The following is a 25,844-nucleotide window of genomic DNA, read 5'->3' as shown; positions in this document are numbered from 1 at the left end:
TAGCACTGCGCTAATATTGACCTTAGGGGACTAGGCTGGCAAACTGCGCCCGCGAGCAGTCAACATTTCGCTGGCTGCCATAAAAACGTGTTACCACTGTGCTATTTAAGTCGAGGAGAATACAATGCCACAACCGCAAGTTGCCATCATCATGGGTTCAAAAAGTGATTGGCCAACCATGGAAAACGCCGCCCAAGTTCTAGAACAATTAGGCGTTGAATTTGAGGTTGAAGTGGTTAGCGCTCACCGTACTCCCGACAAGCTTATGGAATTTTCAGCTAACGCAGCTGACCGCGGCATTAAAGTTATTATTGGCGGCGCAGGCGGCGCAGCACATTTACCCGGTATGGTCGCCTCAAAAACGCGCTTACCAGTGTTAGGTGTTCCCGTTCAAAGCAAAGCTTTAAACGGCATGGACAGTTTGTTATCAATTGCCCAAATGCCTAAAGGTGTAGCCGTTGGTACCTTGGCTATTGGCACCGCAGGTGCTTACAACGCAGGTTTGTTTGCCGCTCAAATTTTAGCGACGACCAATGCTGAGTTAGCCGAGCGCATTGAACATTTTCGTACCACGCAAACTGAAACCGTGTTAGCCCACCCAGATCCACGAGTAGCCGAGTAAGTTAGGTGAGTACAATGAACAAAATTTGGATCTTAGGCGCTGGCCAACTTGGTGCCATGTTGAAGCATGCTGCCCAGCCGCTCAACATAGAAGTTTGCCCAATTGAAACCGATGAGACCGGCACTTTTGCTATCGCCGACAACGACATTATCACCGTTGAACGCGAGCACTGGCCGGTAACATCGGCGACTGAGCAACTAACTCAACACCCGCGCTTTCTAAATGGCCCAGCCTTAGCCCAATTGGCCGACCGCGCAAGCCAGAAAAAACTGCTCGACTCCCTAGGCCTTGCCACCGCGCCTTGGGTAGATGTTAAACAAAAGCACAGTGCCGAGCACTTGTTTGCCGAGCTTGGCGAACGAGTGTTGTTAAAGCAACGCTCTGGTGGTTACGACGGTAAAGGCCAGCACTGGCTAAAACAGCAAGGTAACGCAGAGCAACGTGCTATTCCTCAAGACTGGCTCGACCATTGTATTGCTGAGCAAGCCATCAATTTTGATGAAGAAGTATCCCTGATTGGAATGCGCCACGCTAACGGCGACACAGCATTTTACCCACTAGCCATTAACCAGCACCACGAAGGTATTCTGTTGGCCACGGTTTCTCCTGTAGCCAGCAAAGCGCCGCTACAGAGCCAAGCCGAAGCCATGCTTGGTAAACTAATGGATGGACTCGATTATGTGGGTGTAATGACCATGGAGTGTTTCCAGGTTGGCGACCAACTGCTGATTAATGAAATTGCTCCACGGGTTCACAATAGTGGCCATTGGACCCAAGCGGGTTCAAGCTTAAGCCAATTTGAAGCACATATTCGCGCAGTGGCCGATTTACCTTTAGTACAACCACTAGTGAAAACCCAAAGCGTTATGCTTAACCTTATTGGGGTAGATTTTAACAAGCAATGGTTAAGTGTGCCTGGCATAGAAGTGTTTTGGTACGGCAAAGACGTACGCCCAGGACGTAAAGTAGGGCATATCAACATTAGCATTGCCAACAGAAGTCAGCTGCTTGCAAGCCTAGCGGAACTAGAACCTTTAATGACACCGGTTTATGCCGACGCCATTGAATGGCTAATCAAGCACCTAGACTAGTAATACAGCAGCGGTGTAGCTAGCTTTACACCGCTGCCTATTTTGTTGGTTATAAAACGGCGACGATTTAAGCTGTTTCACATTAGTTTCATTTGAAGTCTTTTAAAATAAGCGTTCGTTAGAGTAGAAGCTGTAAGGATCACGGTTGCTCAATAAAATTCTCAACATTGGCACGCGCAAAGGAAAGCGCCACGCAGTGCGAATGACCAATTTGTTTATTGTTATTGGTCTACCATTGTTGATGCTCAACGTAGCTATTCAAGCCTCTGAGTACCAGATAAATGTTGCTGAATTTTGGCTAGTAAACGCGATGGTTATTGTCGGTTATTGCATTACGCTGTTACTCAACTGGCTAAATCAGAATGACCTTGCTCGAGCTTGGATGCTCACGGTATTTGTATTAGACGTCACCCTCGCGTCTACACGCTGGTTTGGCATCGAATCGTTAATTTTCTTCCACCTCATTGTGCTGTACCCAGTGGCCTTTTTACTCTGGCAAGACAAACCATCGATTCGCAATGCGATTTTGGTGCTTATTTCGGTGGCCTTTTTAGCCATATTTTATTGGCCAAATGCCCCAATGTTTCCAAGCGATCTAGAACAGCAACAAAGCTCAATGGCGTTGGTATTTATCAACTGCGCCATATTGCTGAGTCTAGTGGCCAAACTGTTTTCTATTGATACCCAGCGCGCCCACCAGCACTTGGCTAAACAAGCTCGCATCGATTCTCTGACCAACGTATTAAATCGTCGCGAATTAGAGCGCCAACTAAAATTGGAAAATGAGTCGGTTTTCAGCATGGCAGTAATGCTTTTTGATATTGATAAGTTTAAAGCCATTAACGACCACTTTGGCCACCATGCCGGCGACCAAGCCCTAAAACATGTTGTGGCCTGCGTGCGACAAGTGTTGCCAGAAGAAGCAAAGTTTGCTCGATTTGGTGGCGATGAATTTTGTATATTGTGGCCCAATTGCAAACGCCAGCAAGCGCAAACCCTCGCCAGAAAAATCGTCCGTCACGTGGCCAATAACGCCTGGTTACACCAGCAACATAATACCGCCATCAGCATTAGCATGGGTGTCGCCTTTGAAACCCAACGAAAAGACCTTTCCAGACTATTGATTGACGCCGACAATGCCATGTATGCTGCCAAACGTAACGGGCGCAATACCTTTGTGGCATTTTGGACCGACCAAACACAAGCAATGCCCGCTTAAACGCAACCAACGCCCCTGTTTTTGCTAACGCCAACTTTAGGATTCATCTGTGAACTACGAATGGTTAGCCCTTTTGGCGGCTGCTTTATGGGCATGCACTAGCTTAATATCGGTCACTCCTAGCCGCCAGCTTGGCGCCTTTGCTTATAGCCGTTGGCGAATGGGTTTAGTCAGCGTAATGCTGCTCAGTGCAGCCTTGTTCAACAACCAATGGCAAGTGATAACCCTAGAGCAAGCGGCTCTGTTTGCTTTGTCCGGTTTTATTGGCGTGTTTGTTGGAGATACCGCCTTATTTGCCTGCATGAATCGGCTTGGCCCCAGGCGAGCGAGTTTACTATTTGCTTGTCACGCGGCTTTTTCAGCGTTTTTGGGAGTGTGGCTTTTTAATGAAGCGCTATTTGGCTGGTCGTTACTAGGCGCAGGCTGCTTATTTTTGGGTGTAGCCTTAGCGGTAGCCTTTGGCCGCAAACCCGACCAACATAGTTGGGAGAAGATTTCCGGTCCGGTAGGCATTGCTGTGGCCTTGGGGTTAACCGCTGCACTATGTCAAAGCCTGGGTACGGTAATGCTCAAGCCTTTAATGAGTGCTCCAGAGTTTTCTGAAATAGACCCGGTGGCAGGCTCCGCTTTGCGCATGTTTAGTGCTTTTTCTGCTCATTGGCTGTTGTGGTTAAGCGGTAATAAACTAGCGCGAGCCCAAAACCCTCTCAACTCAAGACTCTTTATGATGATTGCCGCCAATGGCTTTTTGGCCATGGCTGTAGGCATGACTCTTATGTTATTTGCTTTACGCTATGGCGACGTATCCGTCGTCGCATTATTGTCTTCTACCTCACCAGTATTGGTATTACCTTTGTTATGGATAGTCACCAAACAAGCACCCACTCGCTCGGCCTGGTGCAGTGCTGCCTTATGTGTTTTGGGTAGCGCTTTATTAATTTTCGCCTAAATTTTGATGGTAAATAGCAAAAGACTCGTGATTACCCTAATCCTTAAATGCCGGAAGATTAGCAATGCGCTGGTCGATAAAAAATACCTTCTGCTGATACAACTCAGAATCAGTTGAACCGTAGATGTGAGCAAAATCAGGCTCGCTAATACCTTCTGTAAGATCATCAATTCGCGGAAAAAATGCCTCTTCGGAACGCGCATTGCGCATCACAGTTAAAAACTGTTTTGCTTTGCTTTTTTGTTTCGCCGTTTCGGCAAATATAATGCCTGCCTTATCGGCGGCCAAATCAGCAAAGCTAAAGCCGCTTCCGCCCTCGAGCGAGTCAAACAGCTCTTTAAATTCACCAATAGACGCACTAAATCCTTGTTCACCAGCCATGCTCAATCCAGCCGAGTAAACAAAGTGCAAGAGTAGGTCTCTACGCCCTGCTAACGTTACATTAGTAGGGGCGGCTTGTAAGCTTATCTGTTGTTCAAAACGCTGGGCCATTACCTGTTGAAAAGGTCCTTGGCTGAAAAACATCGCCATAGCCCATACTAGCGCCTGCTGCTCGGTTAACAGCTCCCCTTGTTCGCCACGCATTGCCACGTCAAAACTTAAGGGGTAAAGATAATCGTAAAGTGAAATAGTCTGCTGTTGGCCATATTGTTGACTAAGTGTCAGCAGTTTTTGGTAATACACGTCTACGGGCAACTTGCTCACGTTAGGGTTTTGCCACTGACTAACATTTTTATACACGCTAGCCACACGCACACCTAAATCGGCCACTGGTTGCACCTTGGCGCTAACTTGCTGAGCGTCAATCTCTACCTGACTAAGCCCAGCTAACAACTCTTCAAATTGAAGCTCGGGAAACAGCGCCTCCAAACCACAGGTTAATAATGCTTTAGCAATGCTTCCGGGTAGCCGTAGCCCACCAATTTGCCAATCACCAAACCGCAAACCTTCGGCAGAAGATAACAGCGTAATATGGCTGTTAATATACCCATGGTAGATCCCCTTAGGGAGAGCAACGCTTGCCTGAAGCTGTAAATACTCTGGCGCAAAATGCGCTTCTGCATTTAAGCCACTAAAAGCTTTAGACGCCAAGGCTAACAGCCCCTGCATTTGCTGTTGGCTTAGCTGAATATCTATAGCTTGCTGGGCCTTGCTAAACTGGACTACATTACTTTGCAGCCATTGTTTCGCATCCGCCACTTGTTGCGGGCTTACCGATCTAGGAGCAGAAATAGAGGCTTGCTTAGATACACTTAAAACAACTACGCTGGCAATTGCCAGCGAAAGTATAAGCACCAAAGCGAAGAGTGAAACTAACAGCTTTTTCATTAGAAATTACGCACATTCAGGCCATTCATGAGAGACATAATTACTGGTCTTCGGCTAACCATTGTGCCACGTCTTTGGCAAAATAAGTCAAAATCCCATCAGCGCCAGCACGTTTAAAGGCGAGCAATGATTCTAATACTACGGGGCGCTCGGCTAACCAGCCATTGTCTATTGCCGCTTTATGCATCGCGTACTCACCACTTACCTGGTAAGCAAAAGTAGGCACAGCAAAAGTGTCTTTAACTTGGCGAACTACGTCTAAATAAGGCATGCCAGGCTTCACCATCACCATATCGGCACCTTCTTCGATGTCTAAAGCCACTTCATGTAAGGCTTCTTGGCCATTGGCGGGATCCATTTGATAGGTCTTTTTGTTGCCGCCCTTCAAGTTGCCAGAACTGCCTACGGCGTCGCGAAACGGGCCATAATAGCTAGAGGCGTATTTAGCCGAATACGCCATAATCATGGTGTTATGGTAACCAGCATCTTCTAACGCTTCGCGAATAGCGGCGATCCGCCCGTCCATCATGTCTGATGGAGCCACCATATCGGCACCAGCAGCCGCATGTGATAAGGCCTGTTTGACCAAAATCTCAGTGGTGATGTCGTTCTGCACATAACCTTGCTCGTCAATAATGCCGTCTTGCCCATGGGTTGTGAACGGGTCTAAGGCAACATCGGTCATTATTCCTAGTTCAGGGAAGGCTTGTTTCAGCGCTTTCACTGCACGTTGCGCTAACGCATCGTCAGCGTAAGCTTGCTCGGCCAACAATGACTTTTGGTCTAAAGGTGTTACCGGGAATAAAGCGATCATTGGCACACCTAAGGCAACCAATTGCTCTGCTTCTTTTAATAATAAATCGATACTAAAACGCTGAATACCCGGCATTGATGCAATGCTCTCGGTCTTATTTTCGCCTTCAATAACAAACATCGGATAAATCAGATCATCAACGCTAAGCTGATTTTCACAGGCCAAGCGACGGGAAAAATCATGGCGACGAATACGACGCATACGGGTTGCAGGGAAAACTCTTGATACGCTCACTCAGCGCTCCTTAAAATTTAGCATTGTACATCTAGCGCTACTTTAAGCGGCTATAGCTTGCTCGGCAAGCGTAGCCAACAACTTTCTTAACACTTATCAAACAGCTGCAAGTTGCTCATTGAATGTAAGCTAAAACGCCCAATATCAGGGATAAGCGCCAACTGCCAAGGAAAACGTTTCCACATTTAGCTGACATTTGTTAAATTAGTGATACAACATGGCGTAATGTCACAGTGAGTGACGCAGGTTCTATACCTTACTTTAGGTAAGCTAACCAAGTCATGAATCGATTAGTTTTTGGAGAATAAATGGCCACAATTAAAGACGTAGCAGCTGCCGCCGGTGTTTCTGTCGCCACCGTATCACGCGTGGTAAACAATGGTCCTAAGGTTAGCGCCAAAAACCGTGATTTAGTTAAAAAGGTGATGCTAGAACTGGGTTATCGCCCCAACGCCAATGCGCGAGCCTTAGTCACTCAAACCAATCCTACTCTTGGTTTAGTATTTAGCGAATTGACCGACCCGTTTTTTGCCACCCTGGCTGGCGGTGTTGAGAAGGTGACTCGCAATAACAACATTCAGTTACTCATTAGCAACGGTTTAGTGAGTGCCGAAAGCGAAAAACGTGCAATTGAAACCTTATTGGAACAGCGCTGCCAAGCTCTCGTTGTGCATTCTAAGGCCCTGAGTAATCAAGCCTTAATTGACTACGCAGAAGCTGTACCGGCAATGGTACTGATTAACCGGTATATTCCAGAGATCGCTCATCGCTGTGTGTGGTTAGACAACCAAGCTGGTGGCGAAGCAGCCGCTAGGCACTTGCTAGCACAAGGCCACGAAAACATTGCCTGCATTACCAGCAACTACGACATCGAAGATCCACGTTTACGCTTACAAGGCGCAAAGGCCGCTTTAAGTGAGCATGGTATGCCGTTATCGGAACACGCTATTGCATCATCAGATCCCAATGAAATTGGCGGCGAAATTGCCGCACAAAATTTATTGGCACGTGGTTTAGACTTCTCAGCCTTGATTGTTTACAACGATTCAATGGCGTCTGGGGCTATCACTGTATTGTGCGATAACGGTTATCGAGTTCCTGAAGATGTATCGGTCATTGGTTTTGATGACGTGCTGTTATCACGCTATTTACGACCAAAACTCACCACCATGCGTTACCCCATTGAGATGATGGCTATGGAAGCTGCTGAAATGTCTTTAGCCTTAGCCGCTGGAGAGCCCGTAGCGCCCATTCATAAATACGTACCAACCCTGGTAAAACGCGACTCTGTAGCGGTACACAAGCAACTCCAAAACGCCACTTAGCGCTTACAGCACGCAAGGCAATACCATGTCGTATCGAGTCTTTGGCTCGGTGCTACATCGCTGTAAAAACGAAATCGCTCATACCTTATATTCCCAACTTATCACGCAGGTTGTAATACACCGCACCTAAGGCGGTAAAAGGCACTTGCAGGTGTCGCCCTCCTGGAAAGCGGTAATGATTAAGCGAGGCAAATACGTCAAAACGTTGCGATTGCTCACTTAATACCTCTGCCAGCAATTTTCCCGCTAAATGGGTACAAGTTAAGCCGTGACCACTATAACCCTGCAGGTAATAAATATTGCTATCTAGGCGGCCAAACTGCGGCATTCGTGAATAGGTAAGCAAAAAGTTACCGGTCCATGCATAATCAATATTTACCCCGGTTAACTGCGGAAATAAAGCCTCAAATTTGGGTCTGATTTGTTTTTCAATTGAGGCCAAAGGCTTGGCCCCATAAACCACACCACCACCAAACAATAAGCGCTTATCGCCACTAATTCGATAATAATCCAACAGGTAATTACAATCTTCTACGCAATAGTTTTGAGGTAGCAACTGCTCACATAAATCATCACTTAGCGGCTCTGTAGCCACCACTTGAGTACCACAACGAATGGCTTTGTCACTTAGCTTAGGTTCTAACTCGCCCAAATACGCATTTCCTGCAAACAGCAAATAGTTAGCCCTTACGCTGCCATGCTCGGTGGTCACTTTGGCCGGTTCACCAGCTTGGTAATCAAGCACTGCAGACTGCTCGTAAATTTCTCCGCCTAAGGACAAAATCGCTTCTGCCTCTCCTAAGGCTAAGTTAAGCGAATGAATATGCCCGCCTTTCATGTCTAACAAGCCACCTTGGTATGCTTGAGTGCCAACAACTTTCGCTAACTGCGCTTTGTCTAATAACTCAAGTTGATGATTACCAAAGCGCTCCCAGTTCGCTTTTTGTTCAGCTAAGCCTTTCAGTTGCTTGGCATTATATGCCGCAAATACCCCACCTTGCTGGTAGTCACACTCAATATGGTAATCGGCAATTCGTGAGCGAATAATCTCGCCGCCCTCAAAGATCATTTCATTAAGCGCTTGCGCTGTATTTTTATCGTAACGCTGCTCGATGACATCAACATCTCGACTGTAGCTATTGACGATTTGTCCGCCATTTCGTCCAGTGGCCCCAAAACCTACTTTGACACTTTCCAGTATTACTACATGAAAGCCTTTTTCGGCTAAATGCAGCGCCGATGATAAGCCACTAAAGCCGGCACCAATAATACAAACATCGCAACGAATATGCTGCTGTAGCTGAGGAAACTGGCGCGTATTGTTGGCACTGGCGGCATAATACGAAGCGGTATGGCTAAGCATGTTGACTCCTTAACGACACTCTATTGCTGGTGTAAGCTAGCCGCTTTAACAAACTGGGTAAAAATGGCCTGCGAAATCGGGTTGCGAGTGGCTTGCCATTCAGGGTGCCATTGCACCGCATAAAAGAAAGGATGCTGAGCCAGCCGATAAGCTTCCACCAAGCCGTCTTCCGCCTGCGCCTCTACAATCAATGAATCCGCTAAGCGATTTACACCTTGGTTATGCAAAGAGTTCACCTCAATGCTCTGACAATCAAGCCAACCAGCCAACCAACTGTCTTCGGCAAGCTTAAGTGAGTGTTGGTCAGCGTATTTTATTGAAAAGTTTTCGCTCTCGGGCTCTCTATGCTCAATCGCTCCCGCTAATTGATAAACCTTGTGGTGCAAACTGCCGCCAAGCGCTACGTTCATCTCTTGAAAGCCCCGGCAAATACCCAATACTGGAAGAGCATGCTGTTTAGAATATTCAACAATAGCAAAAGCTAATCTATCTCTACCGCCATCTAAACGCGGTTCTTGGTGAGTCGCACCATACAACTGTGGATGCACATTAGAATGACTGCCGGTGAGCAATACACCATCCAGTTGCGCTAATAGCGAATGCAGCGCTTCACCTGTTAGTTGATGCGTTAAAATCACTGGGCTCGCGCCATACTCAGCCAAAGCGTTCAGATAAAATTCATTAACACTTTGTACCTGATAAAGCCCTAGTGGTTTATGGCAGGTGATGATACCTATCAATGGTTGCTTGTGGCTTTTTGTCATCAATATACTCCCTCAAACATAGCCTATTCAGCTTAGGGTTAAAGTGGCATACAATTTATCCAATGTAAATTATATTTAACATCTTGAGTTTTGAGCAATCAAGCAAACCAGACAAAATGTGAGTAAGGCTAATAAGTTGCGTCTTTAAACAGCATTTGATCATGCCGCCAGCTAGAAAAAGACTGCGCTTATACTGAACAGCTTATTCATTAATGCATTTGCTATTTCACTGCTGCATAGCAGGAATCAAGTAAATCAATGGCAGCCTAGTAGCTTAATAGGTAAAATTGCTCGGCAACAATTAAGGAGTATGGGGCTCACCCTCAATCATGGCCGAACACGTAAGCATTAAAATCCAACTCAATTCGGCGCCCATTGCCGCGCCGAACGCACAACAAAACAGCATTGATAAGGTTTTAGCACCTAAACCTCCTTTCGACATTCGCAAGATTGCCGCCGCCGTACTTTTTTTATTACTGCTTATCGGTGGCGTAATCGCGCAATTTTGGCCTGCGCCTTCTAATGCTCTTGCTGCCCAAACTGCCAGCAGCGAGCCAGTACATTTAGCCGAAACAGTAACCACCGAGAACCTGGATAGTGAAGCAACGCAGCCTAAACAAGAGCCCGAAACGAGCTTTGAGATTCAGAAAAATACTCAGGCTAAACAAACAGTACAGACAAGCGAAATAGAGCAGGTTGCAGAAAAACAAACATCAGCGCAGCAGCCAAGTGACACGCTCAGCGCGAACAATATTGAGCAGCCCGCTATACAAGCAATAGTCGAATTAGAGCCAGCAACTTCGACTAGCGCTGAAACAGAAAATAAGTTAAATCTTCGAACTGACGAAGCCTTAGCAAACGAAGCGATAACGGACGAGCCTCAACACCCAGTAACGACATCAGCAGAGCCTGCAACTCCAGCATTAAGCGAACAGCCGGTCACCACTGCAGAGCAAGCCAACTGGTTTACTGAACAGCTACCCCGCGCGCAATTAACTAGCGCAATAAAGCAACGCGAACCTGTAGATTCCCTCACGGTGGTGAAGCTAGACCAACAAAGCAAAATCTACTTATTTAGCGAGCTACGCAACATGCAAGACCAACAGATTCAAGTGCATTGGTACCAAGATGAACGCTTGCGTGCCAGCGTAGATTTGGCCATTGGTGGGCAACGTTGGCGCACAAATTCCAGTAAGCAATTTGATAAGCATAGCCGTGGCCATTGGCGAGTGGCCATTTTCAATCAGCAACAACAGCTAATTTTTGAACAGAACTTTGTTGTGGAGTAAGCCTAGTCACTTGCAGCGCCGCGCAGTCGTGGTAAATTGAACATTCGTGTTGAAGCACAATAGGGTGAGCCATGGAACTTGAATTGATTCGCAGTGCGCTAGGTTGGGGCGCATTGATTAATGTAGCGGTATTGCTCTATTGGTTCGCCTTTTTAACTCTTGCCCACGACTGGACGTACAAGCTGCATTCCAAATGGTTTAATCTTAGCGTAGAAAAGTTTGACCGTTTTCACTACCTGGGCTTGGCACTCTATAAAACGGCCATTATTGCCTTTTACATTGTGCCTTATATCGCCCTAAGTATAGTGTTAGATTAGTCGGTATACAGCACTATCGATTGCGGCTCAGTAATTGAATAGCCCACCGTAGCCACACCTTCTACATCTTGAATTTGGGTATTAATGGTACCCTCTACCCATACCGGTTCCCAAAGATCTTCTAACTGCAAACCTTGTTTATAAGTAACGTAAACGATCTGATTAGGCGGCGGTGGCGGGTAATGCAAACATGCGCCAAAGTAAGGCACTAGCAAAAATTCAGTCACCAGCTCCCCTTCGCTATCCAAAGGCACAATAAAGCCAGGAATTCGAATAGGTTTGCCGTCGAGCTCTTTATTCACACTCACATTTAAGTTTTGCTGACCCGCTTGATCCATTGGCGCATTGTGGTCCACCTCTGGCAGTGCCATTTGTCGTTCGCTTTCCGGTAATAGCTGATCCCACACGTCAATGCCATCAGCCTGAGCAGTTAGGCTGAGCATCAATAAACCAACTAAGTAATAAGCAAGTTTCATTATTTTTCCTTATTAAATCTTAATGCTCATGCCGTCACTCAGGGAGTAACGATAAGCACGCCACGCAGGCAATACACCAGCAATAAAGCCAACAACCACTACCGCCAACAGCAAATACCATTGCTCTAACGTTGGCCAAGCAAGTGTTAAGTAAAAGCCAAATTGATTAAGCAGAAGAGGCTTAGCCGCTCCCAAAATGAGATACATACTGGCAAGGCCAAATATTGCCCCCAGCCCACTCAATAGCAACGCCTCAATCAACAGCAAACCAAAGATATGTCGAGGTTTAGCCCCCACAGAGCGTAATATAGCCATCTCGCGGCGACGCTCTTTTAGGCTCACCATAAGAGTGGTTAACATGCTCATTAAACCAGTGATCACAACACAAATCGACACCGCCAATAACGCGCTTTCAGCAATGCTCAAGATTCCCCATAACTCTTGTAGGGCAACACCAGGCAAAATCGCTAATAGAGCTTCGCCTTTATATTGATTTATTTGTCGCTGCAGATTAAATATCTGAAGCTTAGATTGAGTGCCTAACATCATCGCTGTAATGCTAGAGGGAGTAAGTTGTTGCTCGCTATATGGCGTGGCTTGCGGCGCTAGGTGAATCGCCTCAATACCGGCCAGCGAGGTTATCACGGTGCGATCTACTGGTGTACCGGTAGGTTTAAGTATGCCACTCACCACAAAAGGATATTGATCGTGATTAACAAAGCTAACGGCGGCAATGCCATGTGCAACTACAATTTTGTCGCCCAAGCCATAACCGAGTTTTCGAGCCACCTCAGCACCCAGCACCACTTCAAACGTTTCGTTCAAGGCTTCGCCTTGAGCAAAGCGTAACGGCTGCTTATTGGCATATTGATAGTGCTCAAAAAAGCTATTGGTGGTGCCCATGACTCGGTAGCCTCGGTGCGAATCCCCCAAGGAAATAGGAATAGACCACTTAACCGATTTCTGACCGGCAATCTCTTGATAGCTATCCCATGAAATATTGTTCGTCGCGTTACCAATACGAAACACCGAATACAGCAATAATTGAGTTGGCCCACTGCGAGCGCCTACAATAAGATCGGTCCCCGAAATGGTAGAGGCGAAGCTCGATTTAGCTTGAGTACGCAGGTTTTCAACACCGAGTAACAAAGCCACACTCAAGGCAATGGTAAATAAACTGAGTAAGGCAGTACCGCGCCTTGCCCACAAACTGTGTCCGGCTAATTTAAGCAAGCTCATTTTGGCCTCCTAAATTTAACTCAGGTAAATCCACCACTTGTTCAAAACGTTCGGCCAGCTCATGGTCGTGGCTTACTAACAACAAGCTGCTATCGCAGTGGCTTAATTCTGCCATGAGTAAGTTCATGAAATGTTCACGGTTGGTTTTATCCAAAGCAGAAGTGGGTTCATCAGCAATAATCAGTGCTGGTGAGCCAATCATTGCACGCGCAGCCGCCACCCTTTGTTGCTGGCCAATACTTAGCTGACCGACCGGTTGCTCTAGCTGCTTATCGGGCAGCTGTAAATGCGCCAACAAGCGACGTGCTTCTTCTAATACCGTGACTGAACGGCTCAACGCTCGTTGTTTGCGCACTTTGGAGAACTGACAAGCTAGCGCCACATTCTCTACCACAGACAAATAAGGCAACAAGTTAAACTGCTGAAAAACATAGCCAATATTATCTGCTCTCAACTGGTCTCGCTGAGCAGCACGCAGGCTTGCACAGTCTTTTCCCATAAACGTTAAGCAACCCTGCTGTGGACTAATCACTCCCGCAATTAAACTGAGCAAAGTTGATTTACCACAACCACTTGGCCCATGAATAAAAGTGTGACTAGCTGCCGATATGTTTAAATGAGGAATGTGAATAGCCGGGTGTTGTTCACCCGGCCACGCAAACACCACTTCATCTAAACGTAAAAGAGAAGCAGAGTGGCTCATACTATAGTTTTACCTTGTTTTGCGTTGGTGTGGCTTCTATTGCTACTTGCCCGCGATCACTCGCTCCCTGCACCTGAATTTTCTGCATACGAGGGAAGTAGTTAAACAACTGTAAATCGAAGCTGCTTAGATCAGCTAACTCATGACAGTGGAAGTGATAGGTAAGGCGCACGTCTGAATGGGCAGCATGCTCGCCATGCGCTTCGTGCCCATCATGGTCATCATGGCTTTCATGAGCATGGTCGTCATGATCTTTGTGCTCATCATGCTTGTCGTGGGCATGATCGTCATGGTCTTTGTGCTCATCATGCTTCTCGTGAGCATGGTCGTCATGGTCTTTGTGCTCATCATGCTTGTCGTGAGCATGGTCGTCATGGTCTTTGTGCTCATCCTGCTTGTCATGAGCATGCTCATCATGATGTTCGTCTTCTTGGTCTAAGTCACCCCAATGTTGGCCAACTTTTTCCAACTCACATTGGCCGCCATTAAATACAAACAACTGCATGGCTTGAGCAGCCTGCTTTTTTGCATCATCCAATATCTGATGTTGTTGCTCGTTGGCAGGCGCGTGTTCAAAGCCTAAAAAGTTGTCGGCAGGTGAGAGTATTTCAATTTCCAACTCTTCACCAGCGGCAGCAAAAAATAACTCGGCTACGCCGTGTTGGTGAGCGGATTGTGCAAATGCTGCACTACTAAGCAGGCCAAAGCTGGCCGCAATTAAAGGCTTAAAGGTCATTATAGGTATCCATTGTTAGCTAAAAATAAAAGAATATAGATTTAGTTAACTGGCAGGAGGCGAGCGCGCGCTAGCCGCTAGACTATGGGCATTTTTAAAAGCGTAATTAACGGCAACAAAAGACCGCGCAGTCATTAACGACGCAATCACTAAGGCACTACTCACCAAGGCGGTAGCGAGTTTTTCTAAGTTAAAACACAGCTGGCAATGGAGCTCTGAATGATCTGGGTCTAAACGCTCTGCCTGATGCTCGCCCCACGCCAAGGCAAAGGTAAATACTGAAAAAATCAGTATCCAAGTTATACCTTGTTGCCGGCGGGGGTTTAACATTATCAGCTACCTTGTGTGTACTTCTTAAACAACTAATCCTAACTAGGATTCAAGCAGTTTTACTTCGTAAGAGCCAAATTTACGTATGTTTATCACACCATTGTTAAAAATTAAGTATTGGCCTTTAATACCTTGCAACTCACCTTTCACTAAAGGGTTTTTATCTAGGTTAAAACTACTAATTTTGCTTGGGTATTGTTCAACGGGAAAGTGTAAGTCTACCACCGCCTCGTCGGGCAATGCGGTAATTGAATCTAAGCCAAAACGTTCTGCAAGTTCCGCTAAGGCATCACCAATTTGTGGCAACAATCGTTCTCGCTCGGCCACTAAATCTAATTCAATCGCGTCGCCTTTTAGCATCGCCCGCCAGTTGGTTTTATCGGCCACCAATTTAGCTAACTCAATCTCCACTAAACCGGACAATTGGCGTGTTGCCACTTTAAAGATAGGCAACGCTTGAGTAGCGCCCTGGTCAATCCAACGAGTAGGAATTTGAGTATGGCGAGTAATGCCCACCTTTAAACCGGAAGTATTCGCTAAATAGACATAGTGCGGAATCATACAGTTGGTTTCGCCCCACTCGGGCTCACGGCACGTTCCTTCGCTATAGTGGCAAGTTTCGGGTTTCATAATGCACATATCGCAGCTCGCTAGTTTGCGCATACAAACAAAACAATGGCCTTGCGAATAACTCTTTTTGGTGGCTTTACCGCAGTTTCGGCAATGAATGTTACCGGTAAATTCAAAGGCGAAAGATTGTCCAATCAGGGGGTTAAGGTGCAGCTCTTGTTCACCTACCGGCAAATAATATTGTACTTGCTCGGCCAGTTCGGCGCGCATTTTAGATAAATGACCCTGCATCTTACTCTACTCTTTGAATAACTATTTAGCAGAGCAGTGTAAAGCAAAGCTCAGCGGCGTCCAAGCTTCAACATAAGCATTATTTTAGTAGGGATAGTCTTCGTCACTGCTGGTTTGGTCCATCATTATTTGATGCAGCTCGCCGCTTTCAATAAGCAGCGGCATGGTTTGGTCAAATTGATTTAATAACATTGCGCCTTTTTCAGTGGCAGAAAAACAAAAAGTAGTGCCATAGCCAAACACACTATCGATAAATGCAAAGTCCCCTTTCAGTGACGGAGAGCTATCTAGTAATGCCTCAACATCATCTCGATAATCCAAAATGGCATCTACACGGCCAACTTTAAGTAATTTAATCATTTGGCTTAAATCAGAGTATTCATCGTAGCTGGCTCCTTCTGGCAAAGAGTCTGCCCAATCGTAACCAAGGTGAGACACTACACGCTTCCCCACTAAATCGTCGCTTGATTGATAGCTATTAGCAAATGTGGCTGAAACCAGCATATCGGTAACATCGCGCTCAATTAAGTATTGTGAACAATTGGCCTTATCGAACTCATCGGCTGAAGCACCAAAAACAAGATCAACCTGCTGCTTTTCTAACATGGCCAAGCTACGTGGGTAAGGCATAAAGTGGGCGGTATAGCTGTAGTCGGGGAAAATACGTTCGACTAATGAAAAATAATAGCCGGTGCCATTTCGGTTACTAAAATCTTCCCAAAAGTCGGTGGCGATATCGATATTGCTAGCCGCGACAAAGGGCGTATTAAACAACAATAAATAAATGGATAATCGCGGCATAAGCCGTCCATGCTTATCAATAGGTATTAATAAGCATAGCCGAGTTAACGCGGTATAAAGGCTTAAAAGATCCCCTCAAGGATTCCGTTCTTTTTTGCTAAGGAGCTCCTTGTTTCACTGTCGGAAACACGTTCCGCGCCGCGTAGCATGGCATCGATCAGTTCAGCCGCGTCAAATTTAGTTAAGGCTTCATCAGCACCTACTTGGCTCGCGCGGTCTACGCTAATTTCACTTGATAGTGAGGTATGCAAGATAATGTAAGCGTCTGCTACACCGGGGTCGCTACGCACTTCAAACGTCAGTTCGTAACCATCTAAGCCTGGCATTTCAATATCACTTACTAATACATCTACCGGTTGCCCGGCGGCTGCGGATTGCTGCATCATTTTAAAAGCAGTCGCACCATCGCTAGCCATTTGATAGTCAATTTCAATGCTATCCAGGGCGCTAGATAACTGCTTACGTGCCGTGGCCGAGTCATCCACCAGCAAAATTTTAAGTTGGCTAAGAATAGCTTGGTCTGGCAGGCTGACCGATACGCGAATTCGGTCTTCATCGTCTGGAAATACGCTAGCAATTAGCTTTTCAATATCCAACAGCTGAATCAGCTTATCGTCTACCCGCGTAACGCCGGTTACGTAAGCATCTTTACCTAAGGTGCTTGGTGGTGGATCGATATCGCGCCAGCGACACTCGGTAATGCGGTCAATACCACGCACCAAAAAACCTACCGTTTGGCGGCTTACGTCGGTAATAATGATTGAACAAGCATCGCGCTCGTCTTCGGCAATCGGCCGATAACCTACAGCTGCTGCCATATCAATAACCGAAATAGTTTGCCCACGTAAGGAAGCAGAGCCTAATACATGCTCATGAGAATGAGGCAGGGCGGTAAGCCGAGTATAAGGAACAATCTCTCGTACCTTTAAGGTGCCAATTGCAAATAATTGGTTTAGCGACAACCTAAAATGCAATAAACCTTGTGTCTGACTCGTGGCGCTACTCATGAAGCATCCTTACTTTTTCGGATAACGATCAACTAATGGCAGTCGCCCTTGAACGCTCTATTACAAGCGGGTCAAGTTGGCGAAACTGCTCACAAATTTGTTTTATAACTGCGCTGCCGCAAGCCGAGTGAGGCAGGGTAGCACTGACAACTACAATATCAATTGCTGGCAAGGGCGGCATTGTTTTAGCGCACAATTCTTGCAATTCACCTTTGCTAGAACGCGCCATTGCTGCTAGCGCAAGCCCTTGCGAAACCATACCATATAATCCGCTATGGTTTGCACTGGTAGCCAGTAAGCGATAAGGCAGCTCGGCCTTATCTAAACCATCTATGGCGCTACTATGAAACTTACAGTCTGCTTCATATAGCGCGATAGGAATCGGTCGTTGCTGGCTTAGATCTTGATGTTTTGGGCTTACCCAAACGCCTTGATCGTGCCTTAGCAAGTAACCCTCGTCGCTATCTGGGCTGCGAGTGAGAATGGCTAAATCCAGCTCACCACTATCTAAACGCTCTCGCAACTGGTAGCTAGGCCCAGCGTGCAAACGCAAACATAAGTGAGGAATGTGTTGTTGCAATAGCTCACTCAACACCGGCAATACCGACACACTGTAATCATCAGGGCAGCCAATTCGTAACTCTACATTAGCGTGATTGTGTTTAAGCTCGGTGACAGCTTGGTCGTGCAAACTCACAATGCGTCGCGCATAACTGGCTAAGGCTTGGCCTGCGGGGGTAAGCACTAAACTTCTGCCTTCTTTTTCAAACAAGGGGCTTTGACTCTCTTGCTGCAACTTTTTCATTTGTGCACTAATCGCCGATTGAGTGCAAAAGGTTTGGCTAGCGGCTCGAGTAAAACTGCCACTTTCAACAAAAGCCACTAAACTGCGTAAGGCATCAATATCCATTTATTACCCATCACTCTTGTTAATAGTTGCCATCAAAAATAATCGTTATTCAAACTACAAGCAACTTGCCACACTAAAGCCATCAACCACTTAGCAAGGAGCCGCTATGATTTTGCATGATTACCTTCCCTCTGGAAATGGCTACAAAATTCGCTTATTACTCAGCTTATTGGCTCAGCCTTTTCAGCTAAAACACTATGATATTGTTGCTGGAGAAAGCCATACACCTGAATTTTTGGCGCTCAATGCCAATGGTAAAATTCCGGTATTGCAGCTAGACGACGGTCGCTGCTTAGCAGAATCTAATGCGGTATTGTTTTATCTGGCACAAGGCAGTCAATATTGGCCTACCGACCCTTGGCAGCAAGCGCAAGTTTTGCAATGGATGAGCTTTGAGCAATACAGTCACGAACCCAATATTGCTTCAGTGCGGTTTTGGCTAGGCCATGCTGGTTTGAATGAAACTCGACGCGCCCAACTGGCAGATAAAAAACGCCAAGGCTATGCCGCCTTAGACGTAATGGAAAAGCATTTAAGCCAACACCGTTATTTAGTTGGTGAACGCTTAAGCATTGCCGATATTGCCTTGTATGCCTATACCCACGTGGCTGAAGAAGGCGAGTTTAGTTTGGCTAGCTACCCCGCAATTCAAGCGTGGTGTAAGGGCATTGCTCAGTTAGACAATTATGTCTCGATAGACGATGAATCAGCTTTACTAGCGTGATGCCAATAAGCTTAAAAAAGGACCAAGCCAATAATATCGGCTTGGTCAAACGCGCTTACAATTTAACGATTAATTTTCCTTGGTTTTGACCACTAAACAGCAGGTTAATACCCTCTATGGCTGACTCTAAACCTTCTAATACATGCACTCGATATTGCAACTTACCCGCTTGCAAGTAAGCACCAACTTGCTGCATAAGCTGCGGCGCTTTGTCGAAGTGATCTGGCATGGTAAAACCTTGTATGCTTAGGCGCTTCTTCACAATAGCGATCCAGTTTGGCCCCGCTGAAGGTGTTTCAGTGTTGTAATCGGCAATCATGCCGCACACCACAATACGGCCATGTGCGTTCATGTTATCAACTGCTACTTGTTGAATCGCACCGCCGGTATTCTCGAAATAAATATCTACACCATCGGGTGTCAATTCAGCCACTTTGGCGGCAATGTTGTCGGTTTTATAGTTAACTGCGCCATCAAAACCCAGTTCATCCACCAGCCACGCACATTTTTCATCGCTGCCAGCAACACCAATCACCCTTAAACCTTCCGCTTTAGCAATTTGCCCCACTAAGGAACCAACCGAACCCGCAGCGCCACTCACCAATAAGGTCTCACCTGCTTTAGGCTTGCCTATCTCTAACAAACCTTGTGCAGCCGTCATGCCTGGTAGCGCAAGCACTGCCAATACGGCTTCAGCAGGTAAACCTGGCGGTACAATGTTTACGCCAGCACCATTACTAATGGCTTGCTCGGTCCAACCAAACATGCCCATTACACTAGAGCCAACCGGGAAACTAGGGTTTAACGACTCAACCACTTCAGCGATACCGCTGGCACGCATTACCTCACCCAACTCTACAGGCGGAATGTAGCTATCACGGTCGTCACTCATCCAGCCGCGCATGGCAGGGTCTAAAGACATATGGGTTTGTTTAACCCTAAATTGACCTTCTTGCAAAGCCTGTACAGCGTGCTGCTGGCTTTCGAAACAACTGGCTTCAATGCTGGTAACCGGGCGTTTCACTAAGTGAATTGATTGATAACTAGACATTACGCATCCTTTTTGAGTGGCCTTAGCCGTTCATTGTTAGTGGAAATAGTATAAATAGATGCATAACTTGGAATAAATAGCCCTTACAGCTAAACTTTATTGCCTTTTAGACAAAAATAAAACCTTATGGATAAGTTACGCGCGCTACAATACTTCGCCCATCTAGCCGAATCTGGTAGCTTTACCCAAACTGCAGCAGCCTTTAATGTTCCACCCTCATCGGTATCACGACGGATTACAGATCTAGAATCCATGCTAAAACAGCAACTATTGCAGCGTAGTACCCGCCAAGTGAAACTGACCGAGTTAGGAGCCCTGTATTACCAGCAAATTTTACCCGCTTTACATGGCCTTAATGACGCAGAAGATTTATTAAAACAGCAGCAACAACACCCTAGTGGCATGTTATCGATAAGTGCTATGCCCAGTTACGGAGAGCTTTGTTTAGCCCCCATTCTTAGCGAGTTTTCTCAGATTTATCCGGATATCGTTCTCGATCTACACTTCAGTGACCAACTCAGTAATTTACGTCGCGACCAGATCGATATTGCCGTGCGTGCGGGTAATGCCCCTGATGATCGGATTATTGCTAAAAAGCTATCCAATAATCATTTTGTGTTGTGCGCTGCACCAAAGTATTTGGCCAAACATGGTTTACCTCATACGCCTGCAGACTTAAACGCTCACCCGAGTCTTCGCTATCGCAGCCCTGAAAAAGTATTACCTTGGTACTACAAACACCTGCAGCAATGGCAAGAATTAAGCGCTCCTATTCGCTTAATTTCTAATCATGGTACAAGCTTAGTGAATGCTGCCATCAACGCAGAAGGCATTGCCTTGCTCCCCGAATGGGGAATTAGCCAACAGCTCGCCGAAGGCAGTTTAGTAACGATTGATGTGGGCCAAGACATTCGAGTATCTACAGCGGAATCCTCAGGAATTTTTCTTTTATACCAAGGGCTTAAATATCAGATCCCAAAAGTAAAAGTTGCTGTAGATTTTTTAGTTTCTCGTTTAACCCTGTAACTAGGCAGATATTCAGCCTATTGTTAAATGACACAAATGTTTCAACCAAACGACCAATGTAAGCCAGTAGATTATTTCGCAGTGATTGCTAAGTTGCTCAAACTTTGCACTTTTCTCTGCAAGGTTATTTGTTACGCTAGTGTTAATAGAAATTCTTGATAACTTGGTCTACTTTTAGCAACAAGCTCTTAGCAAAAGGAACTGTGTATGAGCGAGCCGGTCTCTGACCAACAATATGTGCGCTTTGTTGACGTTAAAAAAAGTTATGACCAGCGCAGCCTAGTAGTAAAAAACTTCAATTTAGACATTCGCAAAGGCGAGTTTGTTACCTTACTAGGCCCCTCCGGCTCCGGTAAAACCACCTGTTTGATGATGTTAGCTGGCTTTGAGGATGTCACCAGCGGGCAAATCCTCGTGAACGGCCAAGCCATTACCAACGTGGCTCCTTACAACCGCAATATTGGCATGGTGTTCCAACATTATGCGTTGTTCCCACACATGACCGTGGCTGACAATCTGGCTTACCCCTTAGTGGTTCGCAAGCTACCTAAAGAAGAAATTAAACGCCGCGTGGCGGAATCCTTAGCCCTGGTAGAGCTAGATAGCTTTGGCAAACGCTATCCGGGTCATCTCTCTGGCGGACAAAAACAACGGGTGGCCTTGGCTCGCTCGCTTATCTTTGAGCCTTCAATTGTATTAATGGATGAACCCTTAGGCGCTCTAGACAAAAACTTGCGAGAGCAAATGCAGCTAGAGATTAAGCGCCTGCACGAATCCATTGGGTTCACCGCTATTTACGTGACTCACGACCAAACCGAAGCGCTCACCATGTCGGATCGCATCGCAGTATTTAACGATGGCGTGGTGCAGCAATGTGCCGCCCCAGATGTATTGTATGAACGACCAGAAAATGCCTTTGTAGCCGACTTTATTGGTGAAAATAATCACCTGTCGGGCAAGGTACTCAATCGCGCTCAAGGCCTAGCCAAAGTAGAGCTAAGTGACGGTAGCGTAGTAACTGGCCAAGCGATGGATTGCCCCGAAACAGGCGAAGCCTGTGTACTGGCAGTACGCCCAGAGAACCTCTTCATCCAAAGTGACAAACATAGCTTTGAAAATAGTATTGAAGCTGAGTTTATTACCCGCCTCTATGTGGGCGACTTTATTCGTTACTTCTTCAAACTTCGTGACAAAACTGAGCTGATGGTAAAAGTGCTCAACGATCACGATGCGCCCAGTATTACTGCTGGTGCGCCAACTAAACTAACGTGGTCCGTTAATGACGGGTTAGCTTTTAATCCACCCCCGAGCTCTTAATGGTAAAGGAAGGTACCTATGAAACGTTTACTCCCAGTTATTGCCCTCGCATCTGTATGTAATATTGCGAGCGCAGACCAACTCACTGCGGTCTCTTTTGGTGGTGCCTACGGTGCAGCCCAACAAAAACATATGCTTGATCCATTTATGAAGGAAACGGGTCACAACATTCTGTTTGAAAACTACTCTGGCGGGATTGCCGAAATTAAAGCCCAAGTAGAAAGCGGTAACATCCTTTGGGATGTGATTGATGTAGAGGTAATTGACTTAGAGCGCGCCTGTTCTGAAGGCTTGCTAGAAGTAATTGATCACGACAGTTTACCCCCCGGTGACGATGGCACCTCGGCAGCCAAAGACTTTAGCGAAGCGGCATTAGCCAACGAGTGTGGCGTGGGGAATATTGTATGGACGGTATTGTATGCCTTTAATAACGACACTATTAAGGGTGGCCAACCTAGCTCTATTGCCGATTTGTTTGATACCAAGAAATACCCGGGTAAACGCGCCCTACGTAAGCGCCCGCAAGTAAACCTTGAGTGGGCATTAATCGCCGATGGCGTGCCAAAAGAGCAGGTTTATGAAGTATTAGAAACCGACGAAGGCCAAGCACGCGCCTTTGCCAAACTGGCCACCATTGCCGATGACATTGTGTGGTTCGACAGCTGGTCACAAGCGCCACAACTGCTTAATGATGGCGGCGCGGTAATGGTGCAATCAGCCAACGGCCGGATCTTTGATGCCATTCAAAGCGAAGGTAAGCCTTTTGAAATGGTGTGGGACGCTCACCTATACGACTTGGACGTATGGGCAATTGTAAAAGGCACCAAGAAAAAAGATTTGGCGATGGAGTTTATTCGCTTCGCTACTGGCTCTAAGCCTTTAAGTGGTATGCCTGAAGTAGCATACGGCCCAACCCGTAATTCATCTTACGCTTATGTAGATAAAGCGGTCATTCCCAAGCTACCGTCTTCGCATTTAGATGAGGGCCTAAAGGCTTCAGGTGATTTCTGGGCCGACTATGGCGAGTCACTGGGTGAGAAATTTAACGAATGGTTACTTAAGTAAGCGCAAGCTACGCCAGTAACCCTAGTTGAAATTGAAGGTGAAGATGAATAACAACAGCCTAAGCGTTGAAGAAATACTCGAGAGTAAGCGACTGCTTAACCGTAAAAAGCGCTTATTGCTGTTGTTTACCCTGCCGCTGTTGGTGTTTATCTTCATCACCTTTATTTCACCAATTGCCACCATGCTGTACCGCAGCGTTTATCACCCTACGGTTAGCCAACTGATACCACTGAGTTTAGCGGAGCTAAAAAACTGGGATGAAGCGAGCGATGATCTTCCGCCATCAGCGGCTTTGCAGCAATTTGCGATTGAGTTACAAGATTTATCCAAGCAGAGGCTCTCAGGCAAATTAGCCGAAGAGGTAAACCGACTTAAACCCGGCAGCTCTAGCTTGATTAAATCAAGCGCGCGAAAACTAAAGAAAAAAACCTTAGAAGAGTTACAAGAAAATGGCGATAGCATATTACTGGGTTACTCAAAAAAATGGCATAACATTGACCTATGGCGCGCAGTAAAACGGGCTGGTCAGCCATTCACCGATAGCTATTACCTCACTACTTTCGATTTAAAACGTAATCCCGCTGGCGAAATAGAACAGCGCGATACTCAAATCTACTTAAAGCTTTATTGGAAAAGCTTAAAGATAGCCATTTACATCACCTTGTTGACCGCGCTGCTAGCCTATCCATTGGCTTATTACCTGGCCACTGCACCTAGCAAAATAGCTAATCGGCTGATGGTGCTGGTACTACTGCCATTTTGGACCTCGCTGTTGGTGCGAACCACCTCATGGATTGCCATTTTACAAACTAATGGTGTGCTCAACTCAAGCCTACAGTCGCTAGGTTTGATTGATGAGCCCTTTGAGCTGCTGTATACCCAAGCGGCCACCATTATCGCTATGACCCATATTTTGCTGCCCTTCATGATTTTACCGCTGTATAGCGTGATGAAAAATATTGATCCCAGCTACTTACGCGCAGCCTTGTCGTTAGGTGCTAGACCCATACCGGCCTTCATAAAGATTTACTTACCAATGACCGTACCAGGAGTTAGCGCAGGCGCCTTGCTGGTATTTATTATTTCCATTGGTTACTACATTACCCCAGCCATTGTAGGGGGTACCGATGGACAGATGATTTCTAATATTATTGCCTTCCACATGCAGTCGTCGAACAACTGGGAGTTAGCCGCAGCCTTGGGCTCGTTATTGCTGGCACTGATTATTGCCTTGTATTGGATCTACGACCGCCTAGTGGGCGTGAATAACATTAAGTTGGGCTAAGCATGAAAAGCTATCCGAAGTACTTCACCTTTTGGCACATACTGGCTCACTACGGCTTACGTTTTTGTTCTTTGCTGGTACTAGCTTTTTTGATGCTGCCTATCTTAGTGATTATTCCCCTGTCGTTTAATGTAGAACCCTTTTTCAGCTTTACCGAAGGCATGCTGGCCTTAGAACCCGAAGCTTATTCGCTCAAGTGGTACGCCGAAATTTGGCATGATGACAAGTGGTTATTAGCGATTAAGAACAGCTTCATCATTGGTATTTTTGCCACCCTTATTGCCACTGTATTAGGCACCTTAGCCGCTATTGGATTAAGCAACCCCGCCATGCCTTGGCAAAAACTGTGGATGGCGATTTTGCTCTCGCCAATGATTGTGCCGCTGATTATTACCGCAGCAGGTATGTATTTCTTTTATAGCCAACTCAATTTGGCGGGCTCTTATCTGGGGGTGATTCTTGCTCACGCTGCACTCGGTACACCTTTTGTATTAATCACCGTAAACGCCGCGCTGTCGGGCTTTGACTATTCTTTGGTAAATGCCTCGTTAGGCTTGGGAGCGCGCCCCACCATGACGTTTTTCAAAGTGATCATGCCACTCATCCGTCCTGGTGTTATCTCTGGCGCTCTATTTGCCTTTATTACTTCTTTTGATGAAGTAGTGGTGGTGCTGTTTTTAGCTGGCCCAGAACAGAGAACAATTCCTCGACAAATGTTCTCTGGCTTACGTGAGCAAATAAACCCTACCATTTTGGCTGTAGCCACCCTGCTTATCATCATCTCAGCCCTATTGCTGTTCACCATTGAGTACCTACGTGCGCGCAGCGAGCGAATTCAAAGTGGTGAGCTCGATAGCTGATTACCGCGGCAATTCAATCGCTTACCATCACTAACTAAAAGCACTTAGCTAAATTGATCAATAACAAAAATATCATCAGTATTTTCTAAACTCACTCCTCAAAATCCTTATTTCAGCACTATGATTGGCAAGCAAAT

The 25,844-nt window shown here is 46.3% G+C and carries 27 protein-coding genes; 13 read left to right on the top strand and 14 right to left on the bottom strand.

From position 1 onward, the window contains the following. Nucleotides 1-124 precede the first annotated feature (124 nt). The 4 genes from purE to Q4549_RS13965 all read left to right on the top strand — a co-directional run bounded on the left by purE (nt 125) and on the right by Q4549_RS13965 (nt 3,881). On the top strand, nt 125-622 hold the full coding sequence (gene purE / locus Q4549_RS13980) for a 5-(carboxyamino)imidazole ribonucleotide mutase (protein WP_137674453.1): 498 nt from the start codon (nt 125-127) through the stop codon (nt 620-622). Nucleotides 623-636: 14 nt separating this feature from the next. After that, nucleotides 637-1,713, top strand: coding sequence for a 5-(carboxyamino)imidazole ribonucleotide synthase (purK, locus tag Q4549_RS13975; RefSeq protein WP_303552498.1), 1,077 nt, complete (start codon nt 637-639; stop codon nt 1,711-1,713). 145 nt (nt 1,714-1,858) lie between these two features. Next, complete coding sequence (locus Q4549_RS13970) at nt 1,859-2,932, top strand: GGDEF domain-containing protein (protein ID WP_303552501.1); 1,074 nt, start codon at nt 1,859-1,861, stop codon at nt 2,930-2,932. 49 nt (nt 2,933-2,981) lie between these two features. Beyond that, on the top strand, nt 2,982-3,881 hold the full coding sequence (locus tag Q4549_RS13965) for a DMT family transporter (protein ID WP_303552504.1): 900 nt from the start codon (nt 2,982-2,984) through the stop codon (nt 3,879-3,881). A 36-nt stretch (nt 3,882-3,917) separates the two neighbouring features. Here the strand turns inward: Q4549_RS13965 and Q4549_RS13960 are convergent, their stop codons facing one another. After that, the gene (locus Q4549_RS13960) at nt 3,918-5,210 is read right to left on the bottom strand and encodes a hypothetical protein (protein ID WP_303552506.1); all 1,293 of its coding nucleotides are present in this window, start codon (nt 5,208-5,210) and stop codon (nt 3,918-3,920) included. Between the two features lie 40 nt (nt 5,211-5,250). Continuing rightward, on the bottom strand, nt 5,251-6,258 hold the full coding sequence (gene hemB / locus Q4549_RS13955) for a porphobilinogen synthase (protein WP_303552510.1): 1,008 nt from the start codon (nt 6,256-6,258) through the stop codon (nt 5,251-5,253). Nucleotides 6,259-6,566: 308 nt separating this feature from the next. Here hemB and Q4549_RS13950 point away from each other — a divergent pair, with 308 nt between their 5' ends. Beyond that, on the top strand, nt 6,567-7,583 hold the full coding sequence (locus tag Q4549_RS13950; protein WP_137674448.1) for a substrate-binding domain-containing protein: 1,017 nt from the start codon (nt 6,567-6,569) through the stop codon (nt 7,581-7,583). A gap of 85 nt (nt 7,584-7,668) precedes the next feature. Here the strand turns inward: Q4549_RS13950 and Q4549_RS13945 are convergent, their stop codons facing one another. Together Q4549_RS13945 and Q4549_RS13940 are read right to left on the bottom strand one after the other, a co-directional pair. After that, nucleotides 7,669-8,946, bottom strand: a complete 1,278-nt coding sequence (locus Q4549_RS13945) for an FAD-binding oxidoreductase (RefSeq protein ID WP_303552513.1) — start codon at nt 8,944-8,946, stop codon at nt 7,669-7,671. 20 nt (nt 8,947-8,966) lie between these two features. After that, nucleotides 8,967-9,710, bottom strand: coding sequence for a gamma-glutamyl-gamma-aminobutyrate hydrolase family protein (locus Q4549_RS13940; protein WP_303552516.1), 744 nt, complete (start codon nt 9,708-9,710; stop codon nt 8,967-8,969). Between the two features lie 329 nt (nt 9,711-10,039). On the opposite strand from Q4549_RS13940, the gene Q4549_RS13935 reads away from it, so the two are divergent. After that, nucleotides 10,040-10,999: a DUF2914 domain-containing protein gene (locus tag Q4549_RS13935; protein ID WP_303552519.1), complete on the top strand. Its 960-nt coding sequence runs from the start codon at nt 10,040-10,042 to the stop codon at nt 10,997-10,999. Between the two features lie 71 nt (nt 11,000-11,070). Then, nucleotides 11,071-11,316 carry a DUF6868 family protein gene (locus tag Q4549_RS13930; RefSeq protein WP_303552522.1) on the top strand — a complete coding sequence of 82 codons (246 nt, stop codon included), beginning with the start codon at nt 11,071-11,073 and terminating at the stop codon, nt 11,314-11,316. Here Q4549_RS13930 and Q4549_RS13925 read toward each other — a convergent pair. The 9 genes from Q4549_RS13925 to Q4549_RS13885 form a co-directional block, all read right to left on the bottom strand. Further along, nucleotides 11,313-11,792 (bottom strand): DUF3299 domain-containing protein, encoded by a 480-nt coding sequence (locus tag Q4549_RS13925; RefSeq protein ID WP_303552525.1) that lies wholly within the window; start codon nt 11,790-11,792, stop codon nt 11,313-11,315. The two genes, Q4549_RS13930 and Q4549_RS13925, sit on opposite strands and share 4 nt — an antisense overlap. 12 nt (nt 11,793-11,804) lie before the next feature. Beyond that, on the bottom strand, nt 11,805-13,031 hold the full coding sequence (locus tag Q4549_RS13920) for an ABC transporter permease (protein ID WP_303552528.1): 1,227 nt from the start codon (nt 13,029-13,031) through the stop codon (nt 11,805-11,807). Continuing rightward, entirely contained in the window at nt 13,018-13,734 is a 717-nt protein-coding gene (locus Q4549_RS13915) for an ABC transporter ATP-binding protein (RefSeq protein WP_303552530.1), read from the bottom strand. Before Q4549_RS13915 ends, Q4549_RS13920 begins: the two co-directional genes overlap by 14 nt. Nucleotide 13,735: 1 nt before the next feature. Next, complete coding sequence (locus tag Q4549_RS13910; RefSeq protein ID WP_303552532.1) at nt 13,736-14,470, bottom strand: DUF2796 domain-containing protein; 735 nt, start codon at nt 14,468-14,470, stop codon at nt 13,736-13,738. Between the two features lie 45 nt (nt 14,471-14,515). After that, complete coding sequence (locus Q4549_RS13905; RefSeq protein WP_303552535.1) at nt 14,516-14,800, bottom strand: hypothetical protein; 285 nt, start codon at nt 14,798-14,800, stop codon at nt 14,516-14,518. Between the two features lie 42 nt (nt 14,801-14,842). After that, the gene (locus Q4549_RS13900) at nt 14,843-15,661 is read right to left on the bottom strand and encodes a DUF2797 domain-containing protein (RefSeq protein ID WP_303552537.1); all 819 of its coding nucleotides are present in this window, start codon (nt 15,659-15,661) and stop codon (nt 14,843-14,845) included. Between the two features lie 84 nt (nt 15,662-15,745). After that, nucleotides 15,746-16,462: an ABC transporter substrate-binding protein gene (locus Q4549_RS13895; RefSeq protein ID WP_303552540.1), complete on the bottom strand. Its 717-nt coding sequence runs from the start codon at nt 16,460-16,462 to the stop codon at nt 15,746-15,748. 62 nt (nt 16,463-16,524) lie between these two features. Further along, complete coding sequence (locus tag Q4549_RS13890) at nt 16,525-17,469, bottom strand: chemotaxis protein (RefSeq protein ID WP_137674436.1); 945 nt, start codon at nt 17,467-17,469, stop codon at nt 16,525-16,527. Nucleotides 17,470-17,497: 28 nt separating this feature from the next. Further along, a complete protein-coding gene (locus Q4549_RS13885; protein ID WP_303552542.1) occupies nt 17,498-18,379 on the bottom strand; it encodes a LysR family transcriptional regulator in 882 nt (293 codons plus the stop codon). Between the two features lie 106 nt (nt 18,380-18,485). On the opposite strand from Q4549_RS13885, the gene Q4549_RS13880 reads away from it, so the two are divergent. Next, nucleotides 18,486-19,103 carry a glutathione S-transferase family protein gene (locus Q4549_RS13880; protein ID WP_303552545.1) on the top strand — a complete coding sequence of 206 codons (618 nt, stop codon included), beginning with the start codon at nt 18,486-18,488 and terminating at the stop codon, nt 19,101-19,103. A gap of 55 nt (nt 19,104-19,158) precedes the next feature. On the opposite strand, the gene Q4549_RS13875 is transcribed toward Q4549_RS13880, so the two are convergent. Further along, on the bottom strand, nt 19,159-20,154 hold the full coding sequence (locus tag Q4549_RS13875; RefSeq protein ID WP_303552548.1) for an NADP-dependent oxidoreductase: 996 nt from the start codon (nt 20,152-20,154) through the stop codon (nt 19,159-19,161). A gap of 126 nt (nt 20,155-20,280) precedes the next feature. On the opposite strand from Q4549_RS13875, the gene Q4549_RS13870 reads away from it, so the two are divergent. From Q4549_RS13870 to Q4549_RS13850, 5 genes are all read left to right on the top strand, one after another. Beyond that, the gene (locus Q4549_RS13870; RefSeq protein WP_303552551.1) at nt 20,281-21,180 is read left to right on the top strand and encodes a LysR family transcriptional regulator; all 900 of its coding nucleotides are present in this window, start codon (nt 20,281-20,283) and stop codon (nt 21,178-21,180) included. 207 nt (nt 21,181-21,387) lie between these two features. Continuing rightward, complete coding sequence (locus Q4549_RS13865) at nt 21,388-22,497, top strand: ABC transporter ATP-binding protein (protein WP_303552554.1); 1,110 nt, start codon at nt 21,388-21,390, stop codon at nt 22,495-22,497. 18 nt (nt 22,498-22,515) lie between these two features. Continuing rightward, nucleotides 22,516-23,562, top strand: coding sequence for an ABC transporter substrate-binding protein (locus Q4549_RS13860; RefSeq protein ID WP_303552557.1), 1,047 nt, complete (start codon nt 22,516-22,518; stop codon nt 23,560-23,562). A 43-nt stretch (nt 23,563-23,605) separates the two neighbouring features. Next, nucleotides 23,606-24,847 (top strand): ABC transporter permease, encoded by a 1,242-nt coding sequence (locus Q4549_RS13855; protein ID WP_303552560.1) that lies wholly within the window; start codon nt 23,606-23,608, stop codon nt 24,845-24,847. 2 nt (nt 24,848-24,849) lie between these two features. Beyond that, entirely contained in the window at nt 24,850-25,707 is an 858-nt protein-coding gene (locus Q4549_RS13850) for an ABC transporter permease (protein ID WP_303513403.1), read from the top strand. Nucleotides 25,708-25,844: the final 137 nt, after the last annotated feature.

Origin of the sequence: Agarivorans sp. 2_MG-2023 (genome assembly GCF_030548085.1) — a bacterium.
In the GTDB taxonomy this organism is placed as follows: domain Bacteria; phylum Pseudomonadota; class Gammaproteobacteria; order Enterobacterales; family Celerinatantimonadaceae; genus Agarivorans.
Note: the sequence above shows the minus strand (reverse complement) of the source record. Positions and strands in the feature narration are given on the sequence as shown.

What these genes read in the sequence shown, in the direction of transcription:
- Q4549_RS13880 (WP_303552545.1), top strand. Translation starts at nt 18,486, where the DNA reads ATGATTTTGCATGATTACCTTCCCTCTGGAAATGGCTACAAAATTCGC.
- Q4549_RS13960 (WP_303552506.1), bottom strand. Translation starts at nt 5,210, where the DNA reads ATGAAAAAGCTGTTAGTTTCACTCTTCGCTTTGGTGCTTATACTTTCG.
- Q4549_RS13895 (WP_303552540.1), bottom strand. Translation starts at nt 16,462, where the DNA reads ATGCCGCGATTATCCATTTATTTATTGTTGTTTAATACGCCCTTTGTC.
- Q4549_RS13950 (WP_137674448.1), top strand. Translation starts at nt 6,567, where the DNA reads ATGGCCACAATTAAAGACGTAGCAGCTGCCGCCGGTGTTTCTGTCGCC.
- Q4549_RS13945 (WP_303552513.1), bottom strand. Translation starts at nt 8,946, where the DNA reads ATGCTTAGCCATACCGCTTCGTATTATGCCGCCAGTGCCAACAATACG.
- Q4549_RS13910 (WP_303552532.1), bottom strand. Translation starts at nt 14,470, where the DNA reads ATGACCTTTAAGCCTTTAATTGCGGCCAGCTTTGGCCTGCTTAGTAGT.
- Q4549_RS13935 (WP_303552519.1), top strand. Translation starts at nt 10,040, where the DNA reads ATGGCCGAACACGTAAGCATTAAAATCCAACTCAATTCGGCGCCCATT.
- Q4549_RS13930 (WP_303552522.1), top strand. Translation starts at nt 11,071, where the DNA reads ATGGAACTTGAATTGATTCGCAGTGCGCTAGGTTGGGGCGCATTGATT.
- Q4549_RS13890 (WP_137674436.1), bottom strand. Translation starts at nt 17,469, where the DNA reads ATGAGTAGCGCCACGAGTCAGACACAAGGTTTATTGCATTTTAGGTTG.
- Q4549_RS13865 (WP_303552554.1), top strand. Translation starts at nt 21,388, where the DNA reads ATGAGCGAGCCGGTCTCTGACCAACAATATGTGCGCTTTGTTGACGTT.
- Q4549_RS13870 (WP_303552551.1), top strand. Translation starts at nt 20,281, where the DNA reads ATGGATAAGTTACGCGCGCTACAATACTTCGCCCATCTAGCCGAATCT.
- Q4549_RS13860 (WP_303552557.1), top strand. Translation starts at nt 22,516, where the DNA reads ATGAAACGTTTACTCCCAGTTATTGCCCTCGCATCTGTATGTAATATT.
- Q4549_RS13900 (WP_303552537.1), bottom strand. Translation starts at nt 15,661, where the DNA reads ATGCAGGGTCATTTATCTAAAATGCGCGCCGAACTGGCCGAGCAAGTA.
- Q4549_RS13850 (WP_303513403.1), top strand. Translation starts at nt 24,850, where the DNA reads ATGAAAAGCTATCCGAAGTACTTCACCTTTTGGCACATACTGGCTCAC.
- Q4549_RS13920 (WP_303552528.1), bottom strand. Translation starts at nt 13,031, where the DNA reads ATGAGCTTGCTTAAATTAGCCGGACACAGTTTGTGGGCAAGGCGCGGT.
- purE (WP_137674453.1), top strand. Translation starts at nt 125, where the DNA reads ATGCCACAACCGCAAGTTGCCATCATCATGGGTTCAAAAAGTGATTGG.
- Q4549_RS13925 (WP_303552525.1), bottom strand. Translation starts at nt 11,792, where the DNA reads ATGAAACTTGCTTATTACTTAGTTGGTTTATTGATGCTCAGCCTAACT.
- Q4549_RS13855 (WP_303552560.1), top strand. Translation starts at nt 23,606, where the DNA reads ATGAATAACAACAGCCTAAGCGTTGAAGAAATACTCGAGAGTAAGCGA.
- Q4549_RS13940 (WP_303552516.1), bottom strand. Translation starts at nt 9,710, where the DNA reads ATGACAAAAAGCCACAAGCAACCATTGATAGGTATCATCACCTGCCAT.
- Q4549_RS13915 (WP_303552530.1), bottom strand. Translation starts at nt 13,734, where the DNA reads ATGAGCCACTCTGCTTCTCTTTTACGTTTAGATGAAGTGGTGTTTGCG.
- purK (WP_303552498.1), top strand. Translation starts at nt 637, where the DNA reads ATGAACAAAATTTGGATCTTAGGCGCTGGCCAACTTGGTGCCATGTTG.
- Q4549_RS13905 (WP_303552535.1), bottom strand. Translation starts at nt 14,800, where the DNA reads ATGTTAAACCCCCGCCGGCAACAAGGTATAACTTGGATACTGATTTTT.
- Q4549_RS13885 (WP_303552542.1), bottom strand. Translation starts at nt 18,379, where the DNA reads ATGGATATTGATGCCTTACGCAGTTTAGTGGCTTTTGTTGAAAGTGGC.
- Q4549_RS13875 (WP_303552548.1), bottom strand. Translation starts at nt 20,154, where the DNA reads ATGTCTAGTTATCAATCAATTCACTTAGTGAAACGCCCGGTTACCAGC.